This is a genomic window from Streptomyces sp. NPDC101393 (assembly GCF_044767385.1).
Lineage (GTDB): Bacteria > Actinomycetota > Actinomycetes > Streptomycetales > Streptomycetaceae > Streptomyces.
This window is the reverse complement of the sequence record NZ_JBIWNU010000005.1, coordinates 596300-616477: the sequence shown is the minus strand read 5'-3', so window position 1 is coordinate 616477 and position 20178 is coordinate 596300. Positions and strand designations below refer to the sequence as shown.

Sequence of the window (20178 nt, the reverse complement as noted above, 5' to 3'; positions counted from 1 at the left end):
CTGTCGCAGGTCAGAGCGCTTCTGTCACAGGTCAGAGCGCTTCCAGATTCTCCTTCGGCGCCTCGCCCGACTTGCTCACGGGAGGCAGGACGCTCCACGGGAAGTTGATCCACTCGTCCGTGCGCTTCCACACGTACTCGCACTTCACCAGCGAATGGGACTTCTCATATATGACGGCGCTGCGCACCTCCGCCACCGTTCCCTGGCAGAAGTCGTGCACCAGCTTCAGCGTCTTGCCGGTGTCGGCGACGTCATCGGCGATGAGCACCTTCTTCTGTGAGAAGTCGATCGCGTTCGGCACCGGCGCCAGCATCACCGGCATCTCCAGCGTCGTCCCGACGCCGGTGTAGAACTCCACATTCACCAGGTGGATGTTCTTGCAGTCCAGCGCGTACGCCAGACCACCCGCGACAAAGACACCGCCCCGGGCGATCGACAGCACGACATCGGGCTCGTAGCCGTCGTCCACGATCGTCTGCGCCAGCTCGCGGACCGCGCCGCCGAAGCGCTCGTACGTCAGGTTCTCCCGCACGTCACTCACGTATCTCTCTCAGACCTTTTCGTTCCACAACTTCGTCCACACGCCACCAACCGGCGCTTCCCCACACCTGTGCCGCACCCGCTCCGTCGCACCCGCGACGGCGGTCGTCAGACCTGCGTGCGGTGAAAGTTCTTGAAGGACCGCGAAGCCGTCGGGCCGCGCTGCCCCTGATAGCGGGAGCCGTACCGCTCGGAGCCGTACGGGTGCTCGGTGGGCGAGGTCAGCCGGAACATGCACAGCTGGCCGATCTTCATGCCCGGCCACAGCTTGATCGGCAGCGTCGCGACATTGCTGAGTTCGAGGGTCACATGCCCGCTGAAGCCCGGGTCGATGAAGCCGGCGGTCGAATGCGTCAGCAGCCCCAGCCGCCCGAGCGAGCTCTTCCCCTCGAGCCGCGACGCAAGATCATCAGGCAGCGTGATGACCTCATACGTCGAGGCGAGCACGAACTCACCGGGGTGCAGGATGAACGCCTCATCGCCCTCCGGAACGACCTCGCGCGTCAGGTCGGCCTGTTCGACGGCGGGGTCGATGTGCGGGTAGCGGTGGTTCTCGAACACCCGGAAGAACCGATCGAGCCGCACGTCAATGCTCGACGGCTGCACCATCGACTCGTCGTAGGGGTCGATACGTACCCGACCTGCGTCGATCTCGGCCCGGATGTCCTTGTCTGAGAGAAGCACGCAGACGAGGATACGCGCCCGCACCCGCCCCGACGCACCCCGCCGACCCCCGGGGCGAGCACGACGAAGGCCCGGCCCCACCAAGGGACCGGGCCCGCGCCCAAACCTTCTCCTGCTCCCGCCGCCTTACCCCTCCTACTGCTTCTGCTCTCCCCCTACTGCAACCTCTGCTACCGCTTCGCGTGCTCCACCGGCACCGAATGCCTCAGCCGGGCACAGCGCGGGCAGCGCAGCAGCCGCCCGGGACCGAGCCGGTCAGTGGTCTGCATCGGGAACGAAGCGGTGCTGAACACGTGCCCTTCGGCACAACGTACGACGGTGCGCTCCATCAAGTCCCTCTCCCAAATACGTGGACAACAATTGCCACATTAGGGGATGAACTGGGCGCCATCACAAGCGGCACTCCGACGCCCCACCGTACGCGTCAACTCCCGTACCCCACACCCGCATCCCACTCCGCGAACCCCGCCCTCCAGCACCGGCCGACCCCCTCGGCCCACCACCCCCGAGCACGCCAAATGCACCGTAAGGAGGCCATGGGGTAGAGTGTGCGACGACGCTCCGCCTCCCTCGGGGGCGGCTTCGCGCGGGTGTAGTTTAATGGTAGAACATGAGCTTCCCAAGCTCAGAGCGCGGGTTCGATTCCCGTCACCCGCTCCATAGTTGGAGCAGCAGAGACAGTTGAGGCCCAGGTCGGAGACCTGGGCCTTGTTCGTTTCCGGGCCGACTTCGGGAGCGGCGCCGCGTGCCTGCTTCTTCTCGTGAGGACGGCGGGGCGGGGCATACCGCGCCCCCTCAGAGACGGCGCGCCATGGGGCCCCTCAGTCGGGCGCTGTCGGGCGACCAGTACTCGCCGGGCTGCGGGTGGAACAAATCGGCTCGGGCGCGGGGACGTTGACGGGCGGGCCAGGCGGCGTACAGCCATCCGGGAACTGCTGGGCGGAGAGAGTCCAGGGCGTCGGCAACACTGCGGACAGCCTCTGATGGATGGCCAATCCCCCTTGCGTGCGTCTCCTTTGCGGCCATTGCCGCCATTGCGGCCACTCGGCGAGGTGGGCTAATTCCCCCCGCCAGCTCCGCCGGCATCGGCTCCATCGGCGGCGGCCTGGACGAGGTTCTGTTCCAGACGTTCGAGGGTGTGCAGGGCGGCGGCTCGCTCGTCGGCGGAGAGGCCCGCCGTGGAGAGGTCCTCCAGTTGGCTCCAGACCTGCTCGACCTCGCGGCGCAGGGCATGGCTGGCCGCCGTGGGTTCGATGAGTGAGGCGCGCTTGTCGGTGGGCGAGGGGCGGCGGCGGACGAAGCCGGCCTGCTCCAGGCGCCGGACGGTGCGGGTCATGGTGGCGGCGTCGGAGTCCATCAGCCGCACCAGGTCGGCCTGCCTCTGGGGGCCGAGCTCCCAGAGGTGCATCATCACCAGTTCCTGGCCCGGATGCAGGCCGATCCGGCGCAGTAGTTGTCCGGCGAACATGCGGTGCAGGCGGGCCAGGCGGAAGATCGCGTGGCTGACGGGCCCGCCGCCGGCCGCGGCCGGTACCGGAACGGTGACCTCTTGCCCCGTCTCCGCGGGGCCCTTCCCGGCTTCCGGTGTGGACTGTGTCATCGAAACCTCACTTTCCTGCTTAGGCAGCATAAGTCTACCTTCTGAGGCGACGCGGGAGGGAATCCACGCTCCCACCAGGGGATATGTGGGAGTGCGCATCATGTTACTTGGTTCACACGGGAGAGCGGGAAGAGATTCGGGGCAGTTACCTGTTCGGACAGATGATTTACTTGTTCAGGCAGGCATCTGCGGTGCGGGCTCGTGAGCGACCGGCCGCGGGAGCACCACTCATCCGGAGGAAGAGACCCATGACCACTGCTTTCGACCCGATCGCGCTGGGCGGCAAGCGCCTGGCCAACCGCCTCGTGATGGCGCCGATGACCCGCAGCCGCGCCTACGGTCCCGGCGCCGAGCCGACCGAGCTGATGGCGACGTACTACGCGCAGCGCGCCACCGCCGGGCTGATCGTCACGGAGGGCATCCAGCCCTCGCCGGTCGGCCAGGGCTACCCCGACACCCCCGGCCTGCACACACCCGGGCAGGTGCGGGCATGGCGGACGGTGACCGACGCCGTGCACCGCGAGGGCGGTGCGATCTTCGCGCAGCTGATGCACACCGGCCGGATCGGGCACCCGAGCCTGCTGCCCGACGGGCTGGTGCCGGTGGGGCCGTCGGCGGTGGCCGCCGAGGGGCGGGTCTTCACCCACGAGGGGCCGAAGGAGTTCGTGACGCCGAAGGAGCTGAGCGAGCCGGAGATCCGCCAGACCATCACCGAGTTCGCCGACGCCGCACGCAACGCGGTCGAGGCCGGGTTCGACGGCGTGGAGCTGCACGGCGCCAACGGCTACCTGATCCACCAGTTCCTCGCGCCCCACACCAACCGCCGCACCGACGGGTGGGGCGGCACCACCGAGGGCCGGATCCGCTTCGCCGTCGAGGTCGTCACCGCCGTGGCCGAGGCGATCGGCAGCGACCGGGTGGGCCTGCGGATCTCGCCCGGAAACCCGTTCAACGACATCTCCGAGGACACCCCGGACGAGGTCTACCTCGCCCTGCTGGACCGGCTCGCCGGCCTGGACCTGGCCTACCTGCACCTGATGGAAGGGCCGAACCGCGACCTGACCCCGCGGCTGCGCAAGAGCTGGCCCGGCACGTTCGTCCTCAACCCCTTCACCTACCCCGACGCCACCGGCCCCGACGCCCTGCGTCTGATCGAGGACGGGAGCGCGGACCTGGTGGCCTACGGAGCGCTGTTCCTGGCCAACCCCGACCTGCCCCGGCGCCTCGCCTCCGGCGGCCCGTTCAACGACGCCGACAAGTCCTCCTTCTACGGCGGCGACCACCGCGGCTACACCGACTACCCCACCCTCACCGCCTGAGCGGCGGCGACCGCGCCGAGGCAGCCGCAACGTGAGTCAGCGCGCGTGCAGTTGCCTCTCCCTCGCCCCTACCTGGGAGTTTCCGATGTCCACAGCAATCACCTTCTCCGAGTACGGCGCGCCCGAGGTGCTGCGGCCGTCGGAGGTCACGCCGCCGGAGCCCGCGCCGGGCCAGGTCCGGATCCGAGTGCGTGCCGCCTCCGTGAACCCCCTCGACCTCAAGATCCGGTCCGGTCTGATGACGAAGGTCGCCCCGGCGCACTTCCCCGTGGTCCCCGGTCTGGACGCGGCCGGTGTCGTCGATGCCGTCGGCGAGGGAGCCGGCGCGGCCGTGGGGGACGAGGTCCTCGGTGCCACCGTCGGCGGCAGCTACGCCGAGTACGCCCTGCTGGAGCGGCCGGTGGTCAAGCACCGGGCCCTGTCGTGGGAGGTCGCCGCCTCGCTGGTCACGGTCGGCGGGACCGCGTCCCGGGTCCTGCGGCAGCTCGGTGCACAGGCCGGGCAGACCCTGCTCGTTCACGGCGCCGCGGGCAGTGTGGGCACCCTCGCGGTGCAACTGGCCGTCGCCCGCGGCATCACCGTCGTCGGGACCGTCGGCGAGCACGGCGTCGAGCGCCTCACCGCGCTGGGCGCCACCGCGGTCCGGTACGGCGACGGCTGGGCGGAGCGGGTGGGGGCCGCGGCCGGCGAGGGGGTCGACTTCGTCTTCGATGCCTCCGGCGCCGGGGTCCTCGCCGACTCCGTCGCCCTGACCGGCGACAGCGCACGCGTGATCACCATCGCCGACATGTCCGCCGCCGAGCACGGTGTCCGCTTCAGCGCCGGCAGCACCGACCACGCCGAAGACTCCCTGCCGCAGCTGGTGCGGCAGGCCGCGGCCGGCGAACTCGACGTCCCTGTGTGGCGTACGTACCCGCTCGACCAGGCGCCCGCCGCCCACCGGGACATCGAGGCCCGCCGCAACAGGGGCAAGGTCGTGCTCCTTCCCTGAACCTCCGTTCCGCCGCCTCGCCCCGGGGCGGCTGCGGCCCGCGCCCCGAAGCTCCCGGAACCTCCCCGAAGTTCCTCGAAGCTCCCCGAAGCTCCCCGAAGAAGGGAATCCTCATGTCCGCACGTCCCCTGCCCGAAGCCACCTTCGCCCGCACCGTCCTGGGTTCCGGCCCCGGCCTCGCGCTCGCCCACGGCGCCGGCAGTAGCGTGGCCGGCACCTACGGCCCGATCCTGGACGGCCTGGCCGCCCGCCACACCGTGGTCGGTGTCGACTACCCCGGCAGCGGCGACACTCCCCGCTCCGCCGCACCGCTGTCGCTGGACGACCTGGCCGACCAACTCGTCGCCGCGGCCGTCGCGGAGGGCCTGGACACCTTCGCGGTGTCCGGCTACTCGCTCGGCGGCCCGGTCGCCCTCCGCGCGGCCGCCCGCCACCCCGAGCGCGTCAGCGCCCTCGTCCTGACCGCGACCTTCGCCCACCGGGACAACCGGCTCGCGCTCGCCCTGCCCGTCTGGCGCAAGCTGGCCGAGTCGGGCAACCGCGAACTGCTGGCCGAGTACCTCACGATGATGGCCCTCGGCGCCGACGCACTGGAGGCGATGCCGGACGAGCAGCTCCGGCAGGCCGTCGGGTTCACCGCCGCAAGCGTCGCCGACGGCACCCCCGAGCAGGCCGAGCTGGCCCCCCGGGCCGACGTCCGCGACGACCTCCCGGGCATCCAGGCACCCACCCTGGTCATCTCCACCACCCAGGACCGCTTCACCTCCACCCGCCTGCACCACCAGCTCGCCGACACCATCCCCGGCGCACAACTCGTGGAGATCCCCACCGGCCACCTGCCCATGGTCGAACGCCCCGAGGAATGGCAGCAGCTCATCACCGACTTCCTCGACCGGCACCGCGACTGACGTACACCGATCCGTGGGCCCGGCCCGGCAGCGGCGTGCCGGCCTCGCGCTTGGCGCCCGGCCCCCGTCTGGACTGGAGGCGTGGGTGGCGTGCTCGGCACCGCCGGGGCGGGCGGACCCGGCGGGCTCTTGGCAGCGTGCGACCCTGACCCCCGCGCAGGGCCGCACACCGTGAGAGGGCGCTTGCTCATCGCCCCCGGACGCCGGTCCGGGGCACGCATGTTCGCGCGCACAGCCAGTGTGGTTCCGGGGCGGGAGGTTGGCGATAGCACTCCGTCCACACTTCAGTTAGCGATCCGTCGACTCGGCGACGCGGTGCCTTCCTGGTGCCGGTAGTCACTGGGGGCCAGACCGTGAGCGGTCCGGAAGGCTCTGCTGAAGTCGACGGCGCGGGGGAAGCCCCACCGGGCGGCGATGCGATGAATCGGCACGGACCGCAGTGCCGGGTCGCCGAGTTCACGACGCGCGCCCTCCAGCCGGCGCCGGCGGATCCAGGCCGCGACGGTGGCGTCCTCGTCCTGGAAGAGGCGGTGCAGATAGCTGGTGGACAGGTGGTGTGCGGCCGCGATGGTGGTGGGGGTGAGCTGCGGATCGTGCAGGTGCTGCTGGATGTAGCGCTTGATGCGCAGCACCAGGGTGCGCTTGCGGGCGTCGGGCGGGAGGAGGGATTCGTCCTCGACGGCGTGCGCGAACAGTGCGGCGACCAGCTCGGCGGCGACCCGGCCGAGCCTCGGGCCGTCTTCGGGCTGGTACGAGGCGGAGTCCTTGCTCACCTGGAGGCAGAACTGGGACAGCAGCGCAGCGATGCCCGTCTGGGCGGGTACCCGTCGTGGCAGCATGTGGGCGGCCATCTTCCGCGGCAGCGGCAGGACCGCCTTGGGGAGCTCCAGGCCCACCGTGGTGGCGGGCTCCTTGCCGGTGCGGATCTCCCAGGGCATCGAGGAGTCGTTGAAGTGCAGGTCCTTGGGCCGGTAGAGGGTCTCATGGTCGTCCCAGGTGCCCACGCCCGTTCCCTCGACGACCAGCGAGACGTGGAACAGCTCCGGGTCGGACTGCCGGATCAGCTTCGGTGTGCGCTGGATGACCAGTTGCTGGAAGGTCGCCGGCCACAGGGAGACGGCCCCCAGATCCATCACACGCTGCTGGGCGCGGAAGTCATCGGCGTGGTCGCTTCGCATCCGCACCGGTGCGTGCGTCTGGCCCACGCACTCGGCCCAGTAGGCCAACCGGTCCCCCACCGGCACATCGTCGCTCCGGACCACCGTCTCGTTCAGCACACGCCCTTCTCTCCCCGGCCATCGGTCGCGCTGGATCCAGCGGGATCCAGCAGAAAAGAATAGGCGGATACGGCAAAGGCGCTGTGAGCGGCGATACACCGGGCGTCCCCCCGTTCCGCCGGCCGCGGGTCCGTGCCCGCCGCGCGGCCAACGCGCCGTGGATCAGGGGCTGTACGGGCGGCCTTCCGCGCTCTCCCGGCCGTCGGCGCCGGAGCGGCGCAGGCGGCGCAGGTGGCGGTACTCGCGCGTGAGGATCGTCAGCATCGCGGCAACGGTGGGGCGTGCGGAGGCGGTCAGGAGACCCGGTCCCCTGGCCTCGGCCGCGTCGGTGGTGGCCTCTTCCAGGGCGATCAGAGCCCGGACGAAGGGGCGGTTGGCGGGCGGCAGGAACCCGGTCACCGTGTGGCTGGCGGTCAGGTCGGCGCGGGCCTGCCGGAGGAGGTCCCCCAGCAGAGCGCGGACCGCGGGGGTGTCCTGGGCGCGTACGAGGTCCTCACGGGTCACGCCGTGGCGGGCCAACGCGTCCTGGGGGAGGGTCAGTCGGCCGTCGGCCAGGTCCTCGGCGAGATCGTTGACGAAGTCCAGGCGCTGGCTGCCGTCGATGTAGGTGCGGCAGGCGGCGCGGTAGCCGTCAGGTTCGTCGCCGGGCACGAGCAGGCAGGCGACCAGCAGGAAAGCGGGCAGGGAGTACCGGTCGAGGTAGCGCTGGTAGTCCGACTCCGTGACGAAGCCGGTGAATTCGAGGTCGGTGACCGCCGTGCGGAGGAAGTCGCCGGCATGCCCGAGGAGGCGGGGGTGGCGGCTGCCGGCGTGCAGGAGCGGGCGGAGCACGGGGTGGTCGCTGCTGCCGGTGGCCAGCGCCTGGGTGGCCTCCTGCTCCCACGCGGCATAGGCGGCGGCGCGCTCGGCCGGCGGGCCGTGGTCGAGGAGGTTGTCGGTGTGGTGCATGAAGGCGATGGCGGCGATCAGATGCGGGGCGAGGGGCCGCGGCAACAGCAGCAGGACCGCGGTGTAGGCCGCGCGTTTGTAGCGGGCCACCAGCGCACGCTGCCGGGTGAAGTCGTCGCGCAGCTGCGGGTCGTGGATGCCCGCGGCATCCAGCCTGGTCGTCCACATGCTCATCCGGCGTTCCTTCTGTGTGCGGGGCGGCGGGGGCCCTAGGGGCTGGTGGGGGCGTGGTCGGTGGGCGGCGGGGGGACGGAGCGGCCGGTGCGGCGTGCCGCCCGCCTTTCGGCCCGGTGGCGAGCGCCGCGTCTGCCGACTCTCCCCGTTTACGGACCTGCACGCCCCAACGTATGCGGCGGTCAGGGGCATCGAGGGCGCCGGGGGGCGGCCCGTTTCGGCAACCCGCCCCGGAAGGGGCGCATCAGCGCTGCCTACTGCGTCCGGGTGGTCCCGGGGCGACTGCCCCGCCTCGGAGGATCGCTGCCGTTAAATTCGGTCCATGATCATCACCCGTGCACGCCGGCCGCTCGCCGCCGTCGCTCTCGCGCTGGCCGCCGCCCTCGGCCCCCTCGCTGTGTCCCCGGCCGCCGCGGCGCCCGCCCAGATGCCCGAGCCGCCCCCCGCGGCCACGGCCCGGGGTGAACTCGCGGCGCTGACCGTGGAGGCGCCGCACTCGATGAACGGCTACTCGCGGGCGAAGTTCCCGCACTGGGCGCAGCAGGGCAAGAACTGCGACACCCGCGAGGTGGTCCTCCTGCGTGATGGCACGGACGTCACGCAGGACGCGCAGTGCCGGGCCGTCTCCGGTTCCTGGCTGAGCCTGTACGACGGCAGGACCCTGGACTCGGCGTCGCAGGTGGACATCGACCACATGGTGCCGCTCGCCAACGCCTGGCGGTCCGGGGCGGACGGCTGGACGACGGAACGGCGCAAGGCGTTCGCGAACGACCTGGAGAACTCGCAGCTGATCGCCGTGTCCGCGGCCTCCAACCGGAGCAAGGGCGACCAGTCCCCCGACCAGTGGAGCCCGCCGAGCCGCGCCTACTGGTGCACGTACTCGCGCGCCTGGGTGGACGTCAAGTACCTCTACATGCTGTCGGTGACCCAGCCGGAGCAGGAGCAGCTCGACACGATGCTCGACACCTGCGACTGATGGCCGGCGAGGCCGGAGCGCGGCAGGAGGACACGGTGGCCACGGGTCCCGGCGGCGCGATGACCGACGAGGTGGGCGTCATCACCGGCGACGTCACCGTGGTCACCGCCCCGCAACCGGACGGACGGGCAGCGGTGCGGATCCAGTACCTCGGAGCCGAGGAGTGGTACACCCTCACCGGCAGCCCCGCGGCCGTCCCGCCCGGCGGCCTCAAGGCCCTGCACGACGCGGTCGTCCGGGCCGTGCGGTACGGCAGCGAGGCCGTCGTTCCCGGGGCCGGCGGGAGCTGATCCGGGACCTCGGCCGCTGCCCGACTCGCGTGCCGGAGCGGGCAGTTGGAGAGGGAGTGGCCGGACGGACGGCCAGGGCCCAGGTCGGTGACCTGGGCCCTGGCAGTGGTCAGCGGTTGCCGAGCTGGGCCTTCCAGGTGCCGGCCGCCGAGGCGACGGACTGGGTCTTGACGACCTTCTTGCCGAAGGACGCCACCCGCGGGGAGGCGTGCCAGGTGGTGCGGGCGGTGGCCGGGCCGCCCTTGGCGGTGACCCGGCCGTGCTTGATGGAGAGGGCCGCGTTGACGTTGGTGAGCTTGGCGGTGGCGGCGACCTTCTTGCCGGGCTTCTTGGCCTGGTACCGGAGCCGGATCGTCTCGCTGGTGACCGGGATCCGGTAGATCTGCTCGGTCACCGTGAAGCGGACACTGGTGGTGCGTCCCTTGTCCTTGGCGGCGTGGGAGGTGACGTCGGTGACGAAGCGGACGTCCTTGTTGTACGGGTCGACGATGTGCAGCGGGCCGCCGATGCGGCCCTTGGTGGTGTCGATCAGCGCACGGTAGACGTCGCGGTCCTGGAGGTACCTGACGAACCGGCTCTTCTTCGCCTTCGGCAGGGCGTTGAACTTCTTGAGGGTCTTCCTGGCCTCGGGGGTCTGCTTCGCCTTGAGGTACTTGGTGTAGCCCGCGACGGTGAGCTTCGCCGGCTGCTTGCCCGCGGCGGCGGAGTCGAGGGCGTGGGCGGCGGGGGCGAGGACGGCGAGGCCGGCGATCGTGGCGATGCCGGCGGAGGCCAGACGGCTGGTGGTGCGCGTGAGCATGGAGTTCCCCTGGGTCATGGTGCCGGAGCGACATCAACGACCCTATGAACTCGCTGTGTTGGCCGACATCGTCCCTTCAGGCAGCACCCTGTGGGTCACTGCCCCATGGAACAACTCCCTTTCGGGCAGCGTCCCTCCGGGCTGGGCTCTGCAGCAAATCCTGACGTGCGCGCATCACTCGCGCGTTACGTTGGGAGGTGATCGTCGCTGCACCCAGGGCACGGGGCTCTGCTGGGAAAAGCGGCGGCCAGGAAGGACCGGCATGACCGAACGGTCCGACGCGGGGAACACCGCCTGCGCCTACCGTCGTACGGGATCTGAACCCGTACAGGGACTGTGGAGACTGAAGACCCTCACGGACCGGGAGAGAGAGGTTCTCCTCCTGGTGGGCACAGGCGTCGGCAACCGCGAACTCGCGCGAAAACTGGGAATCGCGGAGCGCACCGTGAAGGCGCACATCGCACGGATCGTGGAAAAGCTGGGCCAGCAGACGCGATTGCAGGTCGCGGTGCTGGCGGTGCTCGCCCACGAGACGCTGTGCGCCGATCCGCGCTGTGTGAGTCACCAGTATTCCGCTTCGCCAGACGTCAGGGGGGCGGCCGCAGCGTGATCACGGGTGCCCTGCCTGCCGGATGACCACCACCGGGCAGGGCACCGCTCCCTTTGGGTCAACTCCCCTTTGGGTCAACTCCCTTTGGGGCCAACTCCCTTTGGGGCACATCCCGTTGGGCGGTGCCCCTCAGCGCCGTCAGTGCGCTAAGGGGCCTGGACGTCGCTCACGGCGATGCACTTGCTGTATTTCCGGAGAGGCTTGGCCATCCGGCTGATGTCGACGAGTACGCCGTCGATCGCCGCGGCGCCGTCCTGCACGGTGACCTCGACGGCCGGGGTTCTGCCGTAGGTGAGGAGGGTCTTCCTGCCGCCGGTGGACCTGTCCTCCTGGAGGACCCAGTCCACGCCGTTGACGTTCACGCACGGGTCGCCGGTGGGCGGGATCGGCGTCAGGCCGCAGCGCCAGACGATGTCGCCGTCCCCCCACGTCGCCACTCCTGGCGGGCCGGAGCGGTCGAGGTCCTTGCCGCCGACCTGGCCGAGGTATCCGTCCTCAAGGCCGGTGCAGGCGGCCGAGGTGGCATGCCCGGCCGGCTCGATGCCGGAGGCCGGTGAGGTCACCTCGCGTACGACGAGGACGGCGGAAAGGGCGAGCACCGCGCCGGTGATGCCGAAAATGACCTTCCGGCGCCGTATGGGCCTCTTCATCACTCAACCCCCGTACCTCCCTGGACCGGTCACGACACACGCTACGGGCAATTCCGTGTGCCGCGGGCACCGCCCGATGACGGAGGAACCGGAACGAACTCCGCCCCACCAAAAGCCGATGGGGCGGAGCAAAAGGGCATTCACCCACAGCCCCTACGCATACGGGCCCGGCACTATCCGGCAGCTATATGCAAGGCAATATCCGGGGGCTGGGTCCGGCGGCTGTTCCGGGTGCCTGACTGCTACTTCCAGCACCAGTGGGTAATCGACTTCCACGCGGCGATGTCCGGGTCGAGCGAGCCGTGCATGGCCTTCTTGCGGACCGTCTGGCGCACCTTGCCCTTCTTGTCCAACCCGTACCAGGTGTGCGTCGTACGGTTCCACACCGACCGGGGGGCGTAGTGGGCCCTGGGCTTCCACGATCCCTTGCCGCACTTGTGGGACGACACGGGGTTGGTCTCCCCCCAGGTCTGCCGCTGGCGGTAGTTCTTGCTGTCCCAGGTGCAGAGCTTGTTGTTGCCGCAGTCGTAGCGCCCCTTGGCGGACACCTGGGCCTTCTGCTGCCCGGACGCCTGCGCCGGACCGGCGGCCACGGCTCCCAGCATCGCGGCCACCGACACGCCCAGAACCGCGGACTTCAGTACACGCTTCACTCTTCCCCCTCTTGTAGTACGACACCGGCTCAGGATCCGCCGCCTTGGTCCTGATGGCGGATTTCGCCCACGGTCTGCGGATATGCGCCCGGCCCTTCATTCCTGATGCCATAGCCACTCGCCAGGTCCAACTCGCTGAAGACCAGGACCGCGACGAAGAACGCAAGCACGGAAAGGAAGCCAATGACCGGACGTATACGCGCAGTGAGCACCTCGTACCTCCGCCGATGCGACCCGAACAAATATCACAGGATCATAGCCACACCGCCCCGAGTTACGCCGGGACGGCAGGGCCGTTTCCGGCTCGGCCGGCCAACTCGGGGCGGGGAGAGCGGTGCCGAAGCCCGTGAGCGCGGCGATCCCCTACAGCTGCGGGGCGCCGGCCTTCTTCGCCGGTGTGGACTCCTCGGCCGCCGCACCGAGTTCGCCGCTGAGGGTCCGGTGGATGCGGGCGCTGGGCTCGTTCAGGCCGACGATCTCGACGGTCTTGCCGCGCTGTGCGTACCTGGTCTCGACGGCGTCCAGCGCGGCGACGGACGAGGCGTCCCAGATGTGGGCGGAGGAGAGGTCGATGACGACCTTCTCCGGGTCGTCGGCGTAAGCGAAGCGGGTGACCAGGTCACCTACGGAGGCGAAGAAGAGTGCGCCGGTGACGGAGTAGACGACCTGGGTGCCGTCGGGGTCGGTGACCGCCGTGACATGGGCGAGGTGCGCGACGCGGCGGGCGAAGATGACCATGGCGGTGATCGTGCCGACGACGACGCCGATGGACAGGTTGCCGGTGGCGACCACGACGGCGACGGTGATCACCATGACGGTGGTCTCGCCGAGGGGCAGCCGCTTGAGGGTGGCCGGTTTGACGGAGTGCCAGTCGAAGGTGCCGACCGAGACGAGGACCATCACCGCGACCAGCGCCGCCATCGGGATCTCCGAGACGACCGGCCCCAGGCCGATGCACAGCAGCAGCAGGAAGAACCCGGCGAGGAACGTCGACAGCCGGGTACGCGCCCCGTTCTTGACGTTGATCATCGTCTGGCCGATCATCGCGCAGCCGCCCATCCCGCCGAAGAAACCGGTGACGATGTTGGCGATGCCCTGCCCCATGGACTCACGGGTCTTGTGGGAGCGGGTGTCGGTCATCTCGTCCACCAGCTTGGCGGTCATCAACGACTCCATCAGCCCGACCAGGGCCATCGCCAGCGCGTACGGGGCGATCACGGTCAGGGTGTGGACGCTGTACGGGACATCGGGCAGCCCCGGCACCGGCAGGGAGGAGGGCAGCTTGCCCTTGTCGCCGACGGTGGGGACGGCGATGCCGACCGCGACGGTGACGACGGTGAGGATGACGATCGCGACCAGCGGAGCCGGCACGGCCTTGGTGAGCCGGGGGAAGAACACCATCAGGGCCAGGCCCGCGGCGACCAGCGGGTACACCGCCCACGGCACATCGACCAGGTTGGGGATCTGGGCCGCGAACAGCAGGATGCCCAGCGCGTTGACGAAGCCCACCATCACCGAGCGCGGCACGAACCGCATCAGCTTGGCGACCCCCAGCGCCCCCAGGGCTATCTGGAAGACGCCCGCGAGGATGACGGTGGCGATGAGGTGGCCGAGGCCGTGCTCGCGGGCGACGGGGGCCACGACCAGGGCCACCGCCCCGGTGGAGGCCGAGATCATCGCGGGCCGTCCGCCCACGAAGGCGATCACCATCGCCATGGTGCAGGCCGCGAACAGCCCCACCTTGGGATCCACCCCGGCGATGACCGAGAACGAGATCGCCTCGGGAATCAGCGCCAGGCCGACGACCAGGCCGGCCAGGACCTCCGTACGGAACACCTTCGGCGACAGCCACGGCGGGCGGGAGCCGCGCAGCCGCGCGAGGGGGGACGGCGCGGCGGACGGCGCGGAGCGTGCGGAGGAGGACAAAGAAGCGAAACCTGTCGTGCTCGGGCCCGCCCGAGCCGTACGAGGGGCGCGCGGGAAATCGGAAGAAGGCCGAGGTCCCGGCCTCGGCAACTCTACCCTGACGTTAGGGTAGAGATGCCAGGAGCAGAGCGCACTGCGGCGGTCATACGCCGCTGACCTCGGCGGACAGGGCCAAAAGCAGGGCCCCGGCCCCTGGCACGACAGGAAGGAACCGCGTGAGCGGCGAGCAGGACCGCGTGAGCGGCGGACACATGCAGATCGGCGAGGTCGCCGCGCGCACCGAGCTGTCGCTGCGCACCATCCGGCACTACGAGGAGACCGGTCTGGTCATCCCCTCCGCCCGCTCCCAGGGCGGCTTCCGGCTCTACACCGAGGACGATGTCGCCCGCCTGATGGTCGTCCGCCGGATGAAGCCGCTCGGGTTCGCACTGGACGAGATGCGCGAGCTGCTGGCCGCCACCGACCGCCTCGACTCCGGCGCCCGGATGCCGGACGAGGAACGCGAGGACCTCCTCGCGCGGGTGCGAAGCTTCGAGGAGGCGGCGCAGCGGCGGGTGGCGGATCTGCGTCAACAGCTCGCCAGGGCCGAGGAGTTCGCCGCCACGCTGCGCGACCGCCTGACCCGGGCCCCGGCACCGCCGCACCCCCCTCGCCCCCTTCGGGACACCCCTCGGGCCCCCCTTCGGGACTCCGCCCACCAGGGCCCGCTGCCGACCCCGTAGGCGGCCCGTACGCACACGAAGCGTCGCGGCCCGGGGAGTCTCCGGCCGCCCTTCTCCACGCGGCGGCCGGACGCGGCCCCCGCTCCCTCGCGGCCGGAGCCTGAACGGGGACGGGCGGCGGCTCCCCGGGGCCCGGGGCCAGGAAGACCCGAGTGGCTGTCACCGCTCGTTCGATCGGCCATACGGGGGCACAGTGGTGGGGTCAGTCCGTTCGACGTCCGGAGTGATCGCATGCCCGTGCCCCGATCGACCCCGCCCGTGCCGCTGAACGGCGCCGTCACGGTCGTGATCGACGGGCAGGGCCGGCTGACGCACTGGAGCCGCGCGGCGGCCGAGCTGCTGGGATACCCCGGATCGGAGGTGCTCGGGACGTCCGCACGGGCGCTGCTGGGGCCCCGCAGGTACAGCCGCGCCGACGAACCGTACGGCGGTGCGCCCGGTGGCCGGGTGCTGGCGCTGACACACCGTGACGGCCACCCGGTCGATGTGTGGGTACGACTGCTGGGCATGAGCGGATCGCCGGACGTGCTGGCGTTCGGGCTGCCTGCGCTGACACTGTCCGCCTGGAGCGACGACACCGCGCTCGGCCGGACCCTGCTCACCCAGGACGCCTGGCAGATGGCCGTGCACGACCTGGACCTGCGGGTACGCGACAGCAGCCCCGCCGTCACCCGGGCCGGGCGGCTGAGCGAGGACGGCCGCGACCCGCTGTGCGCGATGCCAGGGGTGGAGGGCAGCGGGACCGGCGCCGACCTGCTGGCGCAGGTCATGGAGACCGGTGTGCCGGTGGTGGACGCCTCCGGTGTGCTGCGCGCCCCGCGGCCGGGGCAGCCCGACCTGATCTACTCCATGACCGCCGCCCCGGTGCACGACCTGTGGGGCCGTACGAACGGCGCGCTGACCTCTCTCGTCGACGTCACCGAGCGCTACCGGTCGATGCGCCGCCTCGACCTGGTCTACCGGGCGTCGCGCAGCATCAGCGAGAGTCTGGACGTCGACCGGACCGCGCAGGACCTGGTGGACCTGCTGGTGCCCTCGCTGGGGGACCTGGCCACGGTGGAGATCGCCGACGCGACGCTGCGCGGCGACGAGCCGCCGCGCAGCGTCGAGGGCGTGCACGGCGACTTCCGCCGTATCGCCGTCAAGCACGCGCACGGTCCCTGGCCGCCCGACCAGCTCCAGCCCGGCGAGCTGCTGCCGCCGATCCCCGACCAGCTGGGCTTCCGGGGCCTGGAGCGCGGCGAGGTGCTGGTCGCCAACGATCCGGGGGAATACGTCGCCTTTCTCGGCGGGGACCCGGGCGCGGCGCGGATGGTGCCGGAGGGCATGCGCGCCTCGATCGGGGCGGCCCTGGTGGCGCGGGGCCTGGTGCTGGGTTATGTGCAGGTGTACCGCACCCGGCGGCCGTACGCGTTCGACGGTCAGGACGCCAAGCTGCTTGAGGAGATCGTCACCCGCGTCGCGCTCGGCATGGACAACGCCCGTCGCTACACCCGCGAGCACCGGATGGCCGTCCTCCTCCAGAACAGCCTGCTGCCACCGGTCTCCAGCAGCACCGCGGCCACCGAGACGACCGGCATCTACCTGTCTGCCGAGGGCGACGCCGGCGTCGGCGGCGACTGGTTCGACGCCGTACCGCTGTCCTCGCTGCGGACCGCCCTGGTCGTCGGCGATGTGATCGGCCACGGTCTGGGCGCGTCGGCCACCATGGCCCGGCTCCGTACCGCCGTCCAGACACTGGCCGAACTCGACCTGGCCCCGGACGAGTTGCTGCCCCGGCTGGACGACCTCGTGCAGCGCATGGCCGAGGAGTCCGACCACCCCGACACCGTGGGCGCGTCCTGCCTCTACGCCGTCTACGACCCCATCGACCAGCTGTGCCGACTGGCCGGCGCGGGGCATCCGGCGCCCGCCGTGGTGCATCCCGACGGCACCGCCCGCTTCATCGACGTCTCACCCGGACCCACGCTCGGCGTCGGCGGCATGCCCTTCGAGGTGACGGAGGTGCGCATCCCGCCGGGCAGCGTGCTGGCCCTGTTCAGCAACGGCTTCCTGGAGGCCGCGAGTCATGGTGCGGACCGTACGAACGGGGACGCCGAGGCCGATGTGCTGGCCCGGCTGAGCCGCGCCTGCAAACCGGGGCGGACGCTCGAAGCCATCGGCCGTGACCTGGCCGGACCGCTCCGGTCCACTCCGCGCACCGACGACATCACCATCCTTCTGGCACGTACCCGGGCCGTCCCGGCCGACCGCACCGCACAGTGGCAATTCCCTCCGGAGCCCGCCGCGGTCGCGCAGGCCAGGGAACTGGTCACCGAACAGCTCGAACGGTGGGGGCTGGCGGATCTCGCCTTCGCCACCGAATTGGTCGTCAGCGAACTGGTCACCAACGCCCTTCGTTATGCCGACGGTCCGATCGGGGTGCGTCTGGTCAAGGACCGGGTGCTGATCTGCGAGGTCACCGACTCCAGCAACAGCCAGCCGAGACTGCGCCAGGCCCGCGACACGGACGAAGGAGGCCGCGGCCTGTTCCTGGTCGCCCAGGTCACCACCCACTGGGGCAGCCGCTACGGGATCTCCGGCAAAACCGTCTGGACGGAGCAGGCGATCGAACCGGCCGTCGAGTCGGAGAACGAGGTACGGAACGCATTGCCGAACGAGGTGCCGAACAAGGCGCCGAACGAGGTGCTGAACGAGGTGCGGCCCGAGGCGTAGCCCGAGGCGTAGCGGCCCACGAGGTCAGATCCGGGGGGCACACCCTCAGGAGCACACCCTCAGGACCAAACCCTCAGGATCAGGCCCGCAGGACCAAGCCCACAGGATCAGGCCCGGAGGATCAGGCCCTCAGGACCAAGTGCTGTCCGGGGTAGATGCGGTCCGGGCCCTCGTCCAGCTGGTGCTTGTTCAGCTCGTACAGGCCCTGGGTGCCGCCTTGTACCTCGGCGTGGTCCGCGATGACGGAGAGGCAGTCACCGGACTTCACGACGTAGGTGCGAGCGGTGGCGCTGGGTCCGTGGTGGGCCGAGGTACCGGACGAGCGGTGTGCGGCGGCGCGGGAGGACTCGCCGGTCGACCGGCCGGACGTCGTTCCGGTGGCCTTCTCATGGCGGTGTGCCGGTGCGTCGTTCACCGAGGGGGTCTGCTGCGTCACGCTGTCACTGCCGGAGCCCGTGTCACCCGAGCCTGTGGCGGAACTGCCGGATCCGGTACCCATGGCGCCGAGACGCCCGCATACGGGCCAGGCGGACAAGCCGCGGGCCTGGACGACGCGTTCGGCGATCTCGATCTGCTGAGGCTTCGAGGCGAGGTCGGCACGCGCGGCGTAACGATGGCCGCCGTAGGCCCGCCAGGTCCGGACGTCGAACTGCAGACCGCCGTGGTAACCGTTCCCGGTATTGATGTGCCAGCGACCGCTGCTCTCGCACGCCGCCACCCGCTGCCAGTCGGTTCCCGTTGGAGCTGCCTGCGCGCCCACTGCCGCAGCGCTCTGGCCTGCGAGACCAAGAATTCCCAGCAGGACCAGCAAAACGGTCAGGGTCGCTTCGACGGACCGTTTGGCGTGGGTCGACGGCATGACGGTACTCCTCAGCTGTGCTCCGGTAGCGCCGCGGCGATTGCTCGCCACGGCGATGGGCACGAGCCAGGTAACCCGCCAATATGGTTTTCGCGGCGCCAGGACACCGCGACATGCGCGTGATTCACCCGCCCGGCGGGACCGCCCCGCTGTCACGGGCACCGCCCCGACGCCGGTCACTTCTCGGCGAGCAGCGGGGCGATCAGGGCGCGCAACTCGCCCTCGTCGAGGGCACCGAGGGACCGGGCGGCCGGGCGGCCCTTGCGGTCCAGGGCCACGGTCACCGGGATGACCTGGGGGTTGATGACGCCCTTGGGGAAGCGCTGCACCAGCTTGTCGCCGGGGTCGAAGAGGCTCGGATAGGGCGTGTGGTGCTTGTCCTCGAAGTCCACGGCCCGCGACCTCTCCACGTCGCGGGTGATACCGACGAACCGCACGCCCTTGGCCTCGGTGGCCTTGGCGACCTTGCTGAAATGCGGCGCTTCGGCAATGCACGGGGCGCAGTTCGAGCCCCAGAGGTTCAGGACGACGACCTTGCCCCGGTAGTCGGCGAGGTCGAGGGGCTTGCCGCGGGTGGTGGTGCCGGAGAGGTCGAGTGCCGGCTGCCGTTCGGCCTTGGGGATGGTGGTGACGACCCGGTTCGTGCCCTGGGCGCCGTCCGCACCGTCGTCCCCGGCGGAGCCTGCGCCGCCGGAGCCCGCCCCCGCGCCGCAGGCACTCAGCCCCAGCGCGGCCACCGCCACGAGTGCGCCGGCACCCCTCGTGCTCCGCATGTTCATCCGAGCAGTTTCGCATGGGGGCATGAGGCGGGAGCGGGGTCACCCCGGAGCCGGGGGTTCCGCTCAACCGGGCCGATGCGCGGCGCAGTTCACGAGACATCAGGGGTACGGAGAGGCCGGGCGCGGAGGGCGCGGCCGACGCGCGCTGCGGACGCCGAGCGCGAGGACGTGGCCGAGCACCTCAGGGAGGCCCCGCGGAGGGGCTCTTGACCCTGGAGAAGCTGACCACAGCGCTGCGAGGCGGCCTACCGGGCGCGTACGCAGGGGGAGTTGGCCGCGCCGTCGAGAGCCTGCCCGCCGTCACGGATTCCGTTCCGCGCTCCGGGGGAGGTCAGCGATCTGCGGCGTGCACCTTCCGGGCCGGCGGGCCTCACCCCACGCATCCGCGTGAGCGGCACCGCCGTCATCGGTACAGCGTCGTCGCCACCCGAACACCAGCCGCCGTGGCCCCCGGCGGAAGTGGCTCGCACTCCGCCGCGAAGTCCCGGGGTCGATCCGGGTGGTACTCAGTGGTCCTGGTTACTGCTCGGTGGTCCTGGTTACTGCTCGGTGGTCCTGGTGCTGACCGGTGGTCCTGGTACTGCTCCGTGGCCCCGGTACTGCACGGGGCTCCGTGGTCTCGTGGCTCCATGGCGCGGAACACTCACGCGCCGTCCCGCCATTACGGCCGGCGGGCCTGGCCGGTGAACCGGTCCGCTGATGAACGGGTCCGCTGGTGAACGGGTCCGCTGATGAACGGGTCCGCGAAAAGCGGAACT

Annotated in this window: 19 protein-coding genes and 1 tRNA gene; 9 read left to right on the top strand and 11 right to left on the bottom strand. The window is 70.8% G+C overall.

The window, feature by feature from the left end:
- Nucleotides 1–31 precede the first annotated feature (31 nt).
- Complete coding sequence (locus ACIRQ7_RS19365; protein WP_401464016.1) at nt 32–541, bottom strand: phosphoribosyltransferase; 510 nt, start codon at nt 539–541, stop codon at nt 32–34.
- Nucleotides 542–648: 107 nt separating this feature from the next.
- A complete protein-coding gene (gene dcd / locus ACIRQ7_RS19360; RefSeq protein ID WP_401464018.1) occupies nt 649–1224 on the bottom strand; it encodes a dCTP deaminase in 576 nt (191 codons plus the stop codon).
- 586 nt (nt 1225–1810) lie between these two features.
- Between dcd and ACIRQ7_RS19355 the strand changes: the two genes are divergently transcribed.
- Nucleotides 1811–1884: transfer RNA gene (locus ACIRQ7_RS19355), tRNA-Gly, on the top strand.
- A 397-nt stretch (nt 1885–2281) separates the two neighbouring features.
- Here the strand turns inward: ACIRQ7_RS19355 and ACIRQ7_RS19350 are convergent.
- Nucleotides 2282–2824, bottom strand: coding sequence for a MarR family winged helix-turn-helix transcriptional regulator (locus ACIRQ7_RS19350; RefSeq protein WP_404263782.1), 543 nt, complete (start codon nt 2822–2824; stop codon nt 2282–2284).
- Between the two features lie 248 nt (nt 2825–3072).
- On the opposite strand from ACIRQ7_RS19350, the gene ACIRQ7_RS19345 reads away from it, so the two are divergent.
- From ACIRQ7_RS19345 to ACIRQ7_RS19335, 3 genes are all read left to right on the top strand, one after another.
- The gene (locus ACIRQ7_RS19345; RefSeq protein ID WP_404263780.1) at nt 3073–4143 is read left to right on the top strand and encodes an alkene reductase; all 1071 of its coding nucleotides are present in this window, start codon (nt 3073–3075) and stop codon (nt 4141–4143) included.
- Between the two features lie 85 nt (nt 4144–4228).
- On the top strand, nt 4229–5134 hold the full coding sequence (locus ACIRQ7_RS19340) for an NADP-dependent oxidoreductase (RefSeq protein WP_404263779.1): 906 nt from the start codon (nt 4229–4231) through the stop codon (nt 5132–5134).
- A gap of 113 nt (nt 5135–5247) precedes the next feature.
- Complete coding sequence (locus ACIRQ7_RS19335; protein WP_404263778.1) at nt 5248–6042, top strand: alpha/beta fold hydrolase; 795 nt, start codon at nt 5248–5250, stop codon at nt 6040–6042.
- A gap of 284 nt (nt 6043–6326) precedes the next feature.
- Here ACIRQ7_RS19335 and ACIRQ7_RS19330 read toward each other — a convergent pair whose 3' ends face one another.
- Nucleotides 6327–7319 (bottom strand): helix-turn-helix domain-containing protein, encoded by a 993-nt coding sequence (locus tag ACIRQ7_RS19330; RefSeq protein ID WP_404263776.1) that lies wholly within the window; start codon nt 7317–7319, stop codon nt 6327–6329.
- 162 nt (nt 7320–7481) lie between these two features.
- The gene (locus ACIRQ7_RS19325) at nt 7482–8441 is read right to left on the bottom strand and encodes a squalene/phytoene synthase family protein (RefSeq protein ID WP_404263775.1); all 960 of its coding nucleotides are present in this window, start codon (nt 8439–8441) and stop codon (nt 7482–7484) included.
- Nucleotides 8442–8763: 322 nt separating this feature from the next.
- Between ACIRQ7_RS19325 and ACIRQ7_RS19320 the strand changes: the two genes are divergently transcribed.
- Nucleotides 8764–9417 (top strand): HNH endonuclease family protein, encoded by a 654-nt coding sequence (locus ACIRQ7_RS19320; RefSeq protein WP_404263773.1) that lies wholly within the window; start codon nt 8764–8766, stop codon nt 9415–9417.
- A 35-nt stretch (nt 9418–9452) separates the two neighbouring features.
- Nucleotides 9453–9707, top strand: coding sequence for a hypothetical protein (locus tag ACIRQ7_RS19315; protein WP_404263772.1), 255 nt, complete (start codon nt 9453–9455; stop codon nt 9705–9707).
- Between the two features lie 109 nt (nt 9708–9816).
- Here ACIRQ7_RS19315 and ACIRQ7_RS19310 read toward each other — a convergent pair whose 3' ends face one another.
- Nucleotides 9817–10506, bottom strand: coding sequence for a hypothetical protein (locus ACIRQ7_RS19310; protein WP_404263770.1), 690 nt, complete (start codon nt 10504–10506; stop codon nt 9817–9819).
- Between the two features lie 262 nt (nt 10507–10768).
- Here ACIRQ7_RS19310 and ACIRQ7_RS19305 point away from each other — a divergent pair, with 262 nt between their 5' ends.
- Nucleotides 10769–11116, top strand: coding sequence for a response regulator transcription factor (locus ACIRQ7_RS19305; RefSeq protein WP_401464049.1), 348 nt, complete (start codon nt 10769–10771; stop codon nt 11114–11116).
- A gap of 146 nt (nt 11117–11262) precedes the next feature.
- Here the strand turns inward: ACIRQ7_RS19305 and ACIRQ7_RS19300 are convergent, their stop codons facing one another.
- The 3 genes from ACIRQ7_RS19300 to ACIRQ7_RS19290 form a co-directional block, all read right to left on the bottom strand.
- Nucleotides 11263–11766 carry a DUF3515 family protein gene (locus ACIRQ7_RS19300; RefSeq protein WP_404263768.1) on the bottom strand — a complete coding sequence of 168 codons (504 nt, stop codon included), beginning with the start codon at nt 11764–11766 and terminating at the stop codon, nt 11263–11265.
- A 242-nt stretch (nt 11767–12008) separates the two neighbouring features.
- Nucleotides 12009–12419, bottom strand: coding sequence for a peptidase inhibitor family I36 protein (locus tag ACIRQ7_RS19295; RefSeq protein ID WP_404263767.1), 411 nt, complete (start codon nt 12417–12419; stop codon nt 12009–12011).
- A 363-nt stretch (nt 12420–12782) separates the two neighbouring features.
- The gene (locus ACIRQ7_RS19290) at nt 12783–14345 is read right to left on the bottom strand and encodes a SulP family inorganic anion transporter (RefSeq protein ID WP_404263766.1); all 1563 of its coding nucleotides are present in this window, start codon (nt 14343–14345) and stop codon (nt 12783–12785) included.
- 236 nt (nt 14346–14581) lie between these two features.
- On the opposite strand from ACIRQ7_RS19290, the gene ACIRQ7_RS19285 reads away from it, so the two are divergent.
- Together ACIRQ7_RS19285 and ACIRQ7_RS19280 are read left to right on the top strand one after the other, a co-directional pair.
- Nucleotides 14582–15067 carry a MerR family transcriptional regulator gene (locus ACIRQ7_RS19285; RefSeq protein WP_404263927.1) on the top strand — a complete coding sequence of 162 codons (486 nt, stop codon included), beginning with the start codon at nt 14582–14584 and terminating at the stop codon, nt 15065–15067.
- A 231-nt stretch (nt 15068–15298) separates the two neighbouring features.
- Nucleotides 15299–17782 (top strand): SpoIIE family protein phosphatase, encoded by a 2484-nt coding sequence (locus tag ACIRQ7_RS19280; RefSeq protein ID WP_404263765.1) that lies wholly within the window; start codon nt 15299–15301, stop codon nt 17780–17782.
- 121 nt (nt 17783–17903) lie between these two features.
- Here ACIRQ7_RS19280 and ACIRQ7_RS19275 read toward each other — a convergent pair whose 3' ends face one another.
- Nucleotides 17904–18641 carry a transglycosylase family protein gene (locus tag ACIRQ7_RS19275; RefSeq protein WP_404263764.1) on the bottom strand — a complete coding sequence of 246 codons (738 nt, stop codon included), beginning with the start codon at nt 18639–18641 and terminating at the stop codon, nt 17904–17906.
- Between the two features lie 176 nt (nt 18642–18817).
- A complete protein-coding gene (locus ACIRQ7_RS19270) occupies nt 18818–19420 on the bottom strand; it encodes a TlpA family protein disulfide reductase (RefSeq protein ID WP_404263762.1) in 603 nt (200 codons plus the stop codon).
- Nucleotides 19421–20178: the final 758 nt, after the last annotated feature.

What these genes read in the sequence shown, in the direction of transcription:
- ACIRQ7_RS19340 (WP_404263779.1), top strand. Translation starts at nt 4,229, where the DNA reads ATGTCCACAGCAATCACCTTCTCCGAGTACGGCGCGCCCGAGGTGCTG.
- ACIRQ7_RS19350 (WP_404263782.1), bottom strand. Translation starts at nt 2,824, where the DNA reads ATGACACAGTCCACACCGGAAGCCGGGAAGGGCCCCGCGGAGACGGGG.
- ACIRQ7_RS19320 (WP_404263773.1), top strand. Translation starts at nt 8,764, where the DNA reads ATGATCATCACCCGTGCACGCCGGCCGCTCGCCGCCGTCGCTCTCGCG.
- ACIRQ7_RS19300 (WP_404263768.1), bottom strand. Translation starts at nt 11,766, where the DNA reads ATGAAGAGGCCCATACGGCGCCGGAAGGTCATTTTCGGCATCACCGGC.
- ACIRQ7_RS19280 (WP_404263765.1), top strand. Translation starts at nt 15,299, where the DNA reads ATGCCCGTGCCCCGATCGACCCCGCCCGTGCCGCTGAACGGCGCCGTC.
- ACIRQ7_RS19325 (WP_404263775.1), bottom strand. Translation starts at nt 8,441, where the DNA reads ATGAGCATGTGGACGACCAGGCTGGATGCCGCGGGCATCCACGACCCG.
- ACIRQ7_RS19345 (WP_404263780.1), top strand. Translation starts at nt 3,073, where the DNA reads ATGACCACTGCTTTCGACCCGATCGCGCTGGGCGGCAAGCGCCTGGCC.
- ACIRQ7_RS19270 (WP_404263762.1), bottom strand. Translation starts at nt 19,420, where the DNA reads ATGAACATGCGGAGCACGAGGGGTGCCGGCGCACTCGTGGCGGTGGCC.
- ACIRQ7_RS19305 (WP_401464049.1), top strand. Translation starts at nt 10,769, where the DNA reads ATGACCGAACGGTCCGACGCGGGGAACACCGCCTGCGCCTACCGTCGT.
- ACIRQ7_RS19310 (WP_404263770.1), bottom strand. Translation starts at nt 10,506, where the DNA reads ATGCTCACGCGCACCACCAGCCGTCTGGCCTCCGCCGGCATCGCCACG.
- ACIRQ7_RS19335 (WP_404263778.1), top strand. Translation starts at nt 5,248, where the DNA reads ATGTCCGCACGTCCCCTGCCCGAAGCCACCTTCGCCCGCACCGTCCTG.
- ACIRQ7_RS19275 (WP_404263764.1), bottom strand. Translation starts at nt 18,641, where the DNA reads ATGCCGTCGACCCACGCCAAACGGTCCGTCGAAGCGACCCTGACCGTT.